The organism is Kitasatospora sp. NPDC056446 (assembly GCF_042796115.1).
In the GTDB taxonomy this organism is placed as follows: domain Bacteria; phylum Actinomycetota; class Actinomycetes; order Streptomycetales; family Streptomycetaceae; genus Kitasatospora.
The window spans coordinates 32,739-38,646 of the sequence record NZ_JBHTRF010000082.1 but is presented as its reverse complement, the minus strand read 5'-3'; the positions used below and the strand labels follow the sequence as shown (position 1 = coordinate 38,646).

Below are 5,908 nucleotides of genomic sequence, written 5' to 3'. Positions count from 1 at the left end.
GCGCTCCCTCGCTCTCCCCCAGCCTCCGGCCGGGGGGACCCCCAACTCGCTCCCTCGCGCTCTCCCTTTCGGCACCGGCGCGCCCCTTCGGCTCGGGGCGGGTACTCGCGCCGCTCGCCGTTGGCCTCCTCGGGGCGGGGGTTCGCGCCGCTCGGGGCGGAGGGCCCGCTTCCGCGCGGCGGCCGTCCTACACTGACCCGCTGTGAACGAAACCTTCGGGGACGCCGCGCTCGTCCTCGTCTTCATCCTGCTGGGCGGGTTGTTCAACGTCGCCGAGATCTCGCTGATCTCGCTGCGCGAGGGCCAGATCCGGACGCTGGAGGGCCTCGGCACCCGGCGCGCGGCGCGGGCCGCGCACCTGGCCGCCGACCCCAACCGCTTCCTGGCCGCCGTCCAGGTCGGGGTGACCTGCATGGGCTTCCTGTCCGCCGCCTTCGGCGCGGACACCCTGGCCGGCAAGGTCGCCCCGCTGTTCGTCCGGGCGGGGCTGACCCAGGGCGTGGCGGACGCGATCGCCCTGGTCGGCCTCACCCTGGTGATCAGCTACGCCTCGCTGGTGCTCGGCGAGCTGACCCCCAAGCGGATCGGTCTGCAGCGCGCCGAGTCCATCGCGGTCATCGCCGCCCCGGTGGTGGACGTGATGTCGGTCGTGCTGCGCCCGGCGATCTGGCTGCTCGGCCACTCCACCAACCTGATGGTCCGGCTGCTCGGCGGCGACCCGACGGCCGGCCGCGGGTCGATGAGCTCCGAGGAGCTGCGCGGCCTGGTCGCCGCCAACACCGAACTGGGGAGCGACGAACGGGCGTTGATCGCCGACGTGTTCGCCGCCGGGGAGCGCCAGCTGCGCGAGGTGATGGTCCCGCGCACCGAGGTGACCTTCCTGGACGCCGAGCGCCCGCTGGCCGCCGTCCGGCACCAGGCCGACACCTCGCCGCACTCGCGCTACCCGGTGGTCGAGGGCAGCGCCGACGCGGTGGTCGGCTTCGTCCACGTCCGCGACCTGTACGGCGCGCGCGGCGAGCAGGCCGCCAAGGTCCGTGACCTGGCCCGCCCGGTGAAGCTGCTGCCCGGCACCAAGCGGGTGCTTGAGGCGATGGGCGAGATGCGCCGTGAGGGCCACCACCTGGCCATCGTGGTGGACGAGTACGGCGGCACCGCCGGGATCGTCACCCTGGAGGACCTGGTCGAGGAGGTGATCGGTGAGATCCGGGACGAGTACGACCGGCCGGAGAGCGCCCCCACCCGCCGGCTGGCCGGGGGCGGCATGGAACTGGACGGCCTGCTCAACCTCGGCGACTTCACCGAGGAGACCGGGGTCACCCTGCCGGAGGGCCCGTACGAGACGGTGGCCGGCTGCCTGGTCGCCTCGCTCGGCCGGCTGCCCCGGGACGGCGACCAGGCGCGCGTGCCGCTGGAGGGCGGCGGCGAGGTGCTGCTGACGGTGGCCAAGGTCGAGGGCCGGCGGATCGCCCGGGTGAGGGTGAGTGCGGTCACACTGGTGGAACCTCCGGGGGCGGAGGTTTCCTGAGCGACCGGTGGAACTGGAACAATGGCCCGCATGGTCAATGCAGCGGTCACCGGTCCGGTCAAGGACCGTCCCCGGGTGCTCTCCGGCATCCAGCCCACCTCCGGCTCGTTCCACCTCGGCAACTACCTGGGCGCGGTGCGCCAGTGGGTCGACTTGCAGGAGGCCAACGACGCCTTCTACATGGTCGTCGACCTGCACGCCATCACGGTGTCCCAGGACCCGAAGGAGCTGCGCGAGAACACCCGGGTCTCCGCTGCCCAGCTGCTCGGCGCGGGCCTGGACCCGGAGCGCTGCACGCTGTTCGTCCAGTCCCACGTGCCCGAGCACGCGCAGCTCGGCTGGGTGATGAACTGCATCACCGGCTTCGGCGAGGCCGCCCGGATGACCCAGTTCAAGGACAAGTCGGCGCGGCACGGCACCGACAGCACCACCGTCGGCCTGTTCACCTACCCGGTCCTGATGGTCGCCGACGTCCTGCTCTACCAGGCGGACGCCGTCCCGGTCGGCGAGGACCAGCGCCAGCACCTGGAGCTCACCCGCGACCTCGCCGAGCGGTTCAACAGCCGCTACGGGCAGAGTTTCACGATCCCCAAGCCGTACATCCTCAAGGAGACGGCGAAGATCATGGACCTCCAGGACCCGGGCGTGAAGATGAGCAAGTCCGCGTCCACGGCCAAGGGCCTGGTGAGCCTGCTGGACGAGGCGAAGGCGAGCGCCAAGAAGTTCAAGAGCGCCGTCACCGACACCGGCACCGTGGTCTCCTTCGACGAGGAGGCGAAGCCGGGCGTCTCCAACCTGCTGAGCATCCACTCGGCGCTCAGCGGCCAGTCGGTCGACCAGCTGGTGGAGCACTTCGAGGGCAAGATGTACGGCGCCCTGAAGACCGAGCTGGCCGAGCTGTTCACCGACTGGGTCACCCCCTTCCAGGAGCGCACCCGCAGCTTCCTGGACGACCCGGCGGAGCTGGACCGGGTCCTGGCGGACGGCGCCGAGAAGGCCCGCGCGGTCGCGTCCCGGACGCTGGAGACGGTGTACGACCGGATCGGCTTCCTCCCGGCCGCCAAGCGGTGACTCCCCTCACACTCCTGCCCGGTGGTGGCGACCTCCCGGAGGTCGTCACCATCGGCGTGTCCGTGAGCGTTCCCGATCCGTACGGCGCGGCGATCCAGGACGCCCGGGCCGCGCACGGTGATCCGCAGGCCCGGTCGATACCGACCCATGTGACCCTGCTGCCGCCGACCGAGGTGCCGGCCGAGGCGCTGCCGAAGATCGAGGAGCACCTGGCGGCGGTGGCGGCGGCGCACCGGCCGTTCCGGATGCTGCTGCGCGGCGGCGGGACCTTCCGCCCGGTCTCCCCGGTGGTGTTCGTCCGGGTCGAGGAGGGCGCGCAGGAGTGCCGGCTGCTGGAGGCGGACGTCCGCTCCGGCCCGCTGGCCCGCGAACTGGCCTTCCCGTACCACCCGCACGTGACCGTCGCGCACGGCCTGCCCGACGACGTGCTGGACCAGGCGTACGAGCAGTCGCGCGGCTTCCGGGCCGCCTTCACGGTGCCTGGCTTCGGCCTCTCCCGGTTCGACGCGGACGAGGTCTGGCGGCCCTGGCGGGGCTACTCCTTCTCCTGAGCGGGTCCTCGGACCGGCTCGCGCCCGGCTCGGGCCCGAGCATCCGGTCGACCACCCGGCGGGCCGCGCCGCCGTCGTCCAGGGCGCAGTGCTCGGCCCGGAAGCGCCGGTAGCGCTCGGCGTAGCCGGCCGGCAGGGCGGCGCCGCTGTCGGCGAGTTCGCGCAGTGCGCCGAGCAGTGCGGCCGAGGTGGGCACCAGCGGGCCGGGGGCGTTCGGCTCGAAGTCGAAGTAGAAGCCGCGCAGGGTGTCGCGGTAGTGCTCCAGGTCGTAGGTGAAGAAGTAGACCGGGCGGCCGGTGATCGCGAAGTCGAACATGATCGACGAGTAGTCGGTCACCAGGACGTCCGCGACCAGCAGCAGTTCCTGCGGGTCGGGGTAGTCCCCGCAGTCGTACAGGAAGCCGTCGCCGGAGCCCGGGAGGGGCTCGCGCACGTGCGAGTGCGGGCGGACGAGCAGCACGTGGTCGGCGCCGAGCAGGCGGCGGGCGTGGTCGAGGTCCAGCCGCAGGTCGAGCCGGAAGCCGCCGCCGTCGCCGCGCTGCTGGTCCTCGCGCCAGGTCGGCGCGTACAGCACGATCCGCTTGCCGTCGGGGAGGCCGAGCCGGCGGCGGACGGCGGCGGCGGTCCGGCCGTCCGGGCGGGCGAGCACGTCGTTGCGCGGGTAGCCGGACTCCAGCACCTCGCCGGTGTAGCGGAAGGCGCGCCGCAGGATCGGGGTGGCGAACGGGCTGGGGGAGAGCAGCAGGCTCCACTGCGGGGTCTCCCGGTCGAGCGCCGCCAGGTAGCCGTGGTCGGCCAGCCAGGGGTTCTCGACGTCGTGGGCGATCCGTTTCAGCAGCGAGCCGTGCCAGGTCTGCACGACGACCTGGCCGGGGCGGCGCTCCAGGAAGTCGGGGAAGTGGGTGTTGCCGACCAGGTACCGGCAGGTGGCCAGTGCCCGGTACCACTCCGGGCTCCAGATCCGCACCGGGACGACCCCGGCCGGCAGCTCGGCCTGGGCGTCGTCGACCACCCACAGGTGCTCCAACGGCGTTGCGCGGCGCACGAGTTCGGCGTGCACCGCACGCGGGGAGTCGGCGTAGCCGCGGCCGCCGAACACGTCGTACAGCACCGCTTCGCGCAGCGGCTCGCGGCGGGCGGCCGGGTAGCGGACGGCGAGCTGGCGGCGCTGCGCCCAGGCGCTGCGCTCGGCGGCGGCGAGCACCGGGGTGGAGTCCACCAGCAGGGTGTCGTGCCAGCGGCGCTGTAGCAGGACCCGCTTGCCGCCGGCCGTGGCGGCGGCGGGGACGGCGGACAGGGCGGCGGGGGCGGCGAGCAGCGGGCGGACCGGGCCGGTGCCGCCGACGGGCTCCAGCAGGGCCTCCCAGATGCCCTTGCGCAGCGGCAGCGCGGCGCCGTCCGAGCCGGTGCGGGTGGCGGGCACCCGGGCCAGGAAGCGGCCGTCCGGGCCGGTCTCGACCGGGGTGCGGACCTCGCTCGCGGTGCCGGAGTGCCGCAGCACCAGCTCCAGCCGGTCCGCGGCCGGGCAGTGGCCGGACAGTTCGAAGCCGTCGGCCCGTACCGCGATCCGGTCGACCAGGCCGGCCGCGGGCTGGACGCAGACCTGGAGGCGGCCGTCGGCGAGGTGTTTGAGGTAGACCACGCGGCCGGGGGCGTCGGGCAGCCGGTGCTGGCCGGCCACCGGGCCGCCGCGTTCGTCGAGGCAGAGCTGTTCGGTGCCGCCGTCGGGGCGGAGCAGTTCGGCGTCCCAGTGCTCCAGGTCGCCGCCGCCGCGCCCGTCGGCGGTCAGCGGCCGGTACGGCAGGTGGGCGGTGAAGGTGTTGCCGTTCCTGGTGAGCGGCCGTTCGACGGCCGCGTCGCTCTGCCGGTGGCGCAGCCGTAACACGGTGCCGGGCGGGCAGGAGTCGGCGACGCCGGCCAGGTCGAGGCCGAGCGCGGCGGGGGCGGCCCGGGTGATCCGGGCGGCGGGGTGTTCGAGCCGCAGCCGCAGCCGGTCGTCCGCGAAGTACGGCTGGAGGCGGACGCCGTGGTCCACCCAGCGGGCCGGCGGGTACTCGCCGGAGCCGCACCAGTGCGGGGCGAGGGTGCCGTACTGGCGGCGCAGCCGGGTGGCGCGGGGGCGGGTGAAGAGGGTGCCCTCGATCTGCCAGTCGCCGAGCAGCCACCGGCCTTCGCGGCGCAGCCGGCCGGGTTCCAGCGAGGCGGTGAAGCCGGACCAGTCGTGGTTGTACTCGGGCTGGGCGCTGTCGTCGGTGACCTCGGGGATCCGGCGGGGCCGGGAGCGCAGGTGCAGCGGCGGTCCGGTGCCGTCCTCGTGGCGCAGGGTCAGCCAGGTCCAGGCGGAGCCGGGGCGGCCGGTGTCCTGGTCCCTGGGGCGGGCGAAGCCGGTGAGTTCCAGGCCCCGGCCGTGCCAGCGGGCGCTCAGCAGCCCGAACAGCACGTCCCCGTCGTCGGCGGGGCGGCCGGCGGTCACACGGGGAACGGCGTGCGGCAGGACGAACCGTGTGAGCACAGGCATGGCGGCGGGAGCCCTTCGGAATGGAAATTCATATCCCATCCAGAAATGGCACCCGGGTCAACTGAAAGCATTTTCGAATTCCCTGGGGAATTCAATTCCGGGAACGCCCTGTCGGAAATTGCCCTGGTGTTCGAAATGCATTCCGTTTTCCGGCCTCCCGGCGCTCCTGGCGCTCCCGGCGCTCCCGGCCGTCGGCCGTCCCGGAGAACGCGGAGGCGCCCGACACCGGTGGTGTCGGGC

The 5,908-nt window shown here is 73.7% G+C and carries 4 protein-coding genes; 3 read left to right on the top strand and 1 reads right to left on the bottom strand.

All coding sequences use genetic code 11. The annotated features are described in order from the left end of the window. Positions 1 to 202 precede the first annotated feature (202 nt). The 3 genes from ACFQ6N_RS33825 to ACFQ6N_RS33815 all read left to right on the top strand — a co-directional run bounded on the left by ACFQ6N_RS33825 (position 203) and on the right by ACFQ6N_RS33815 (position 3,150). Entirely contained in the window at positions 203 to 1,528 is a 1,326-nt protein-coding gene (locus tag ACFQ6N_RS33825; RefSeq protein ID WP_380657498.1) for a hemolysin family protein, read from the top strand. A 30-nt stretch (positions 1,529 to 1,558) separates the two neighbouring features. Further along, on the top strand, positions 1,559 to 2,599 hold the full coding sequence (gene trpS / locus ACFQ6N_RS33820; protein ID WP_380657496.1) for a tryptophan--tRNA ligase: 1,041 nt from the start codon (positions 1,559 to 1,561) through the stop codon (positions 2,597 to 2,599). 62 nt (positions 2,600 to 2,661) lie between these two features. Next, positions 2,662 to 3,150: a 2'-5' RNA ligase family protein gene (locus ACFQ6N_RS33815; protein ID WP_380657495.1), complete on the top strand. Its 489-nt coding sequence runs from the start codon at positions 2,662 to 2,664 to the stop codon at positions 3,148 to 3,150. On the opposite strand, the gene ACFQ6N_RS33810 is transcribed toward ACFQ6N_RS33815, so the two are convergent. Then, entirely contained in the window at positions 3,071 to 5,668 is a 2,598-nt protein-coding gene (locus ACFQ6N_RS33810) for a CDP-glycerol glycerophosphotransferase family protein (RefSeq protein ID WP_380657494.1), read from the bottom strand. The two genes, ACFQ6N_RS33815 and ACFQ6N_RS33810, sit on opposite strands and share 80 nt — an antisense overlap. Positions 5,669 to 5,908: the final 240 nt, after the last annotated feature.

Bases quoted from the DNA above. Each gene is read 5' to 3' on its own strand.
- trpS (WP_380657496.1), top strand. From the start codon at position 1,559: ATGGTCAATGCAGCGGTCACCGGTCCGGTCAAGGACCGTCCCCGGGTG.
- ACFQ6N_RS33810 (WP_380657494.1), bottom strand. From the start codon at position 5,668: ATGCCTGTGCTCACACGGTTCGTCCTGCCGCACGCCGTTCCCCGTGTG.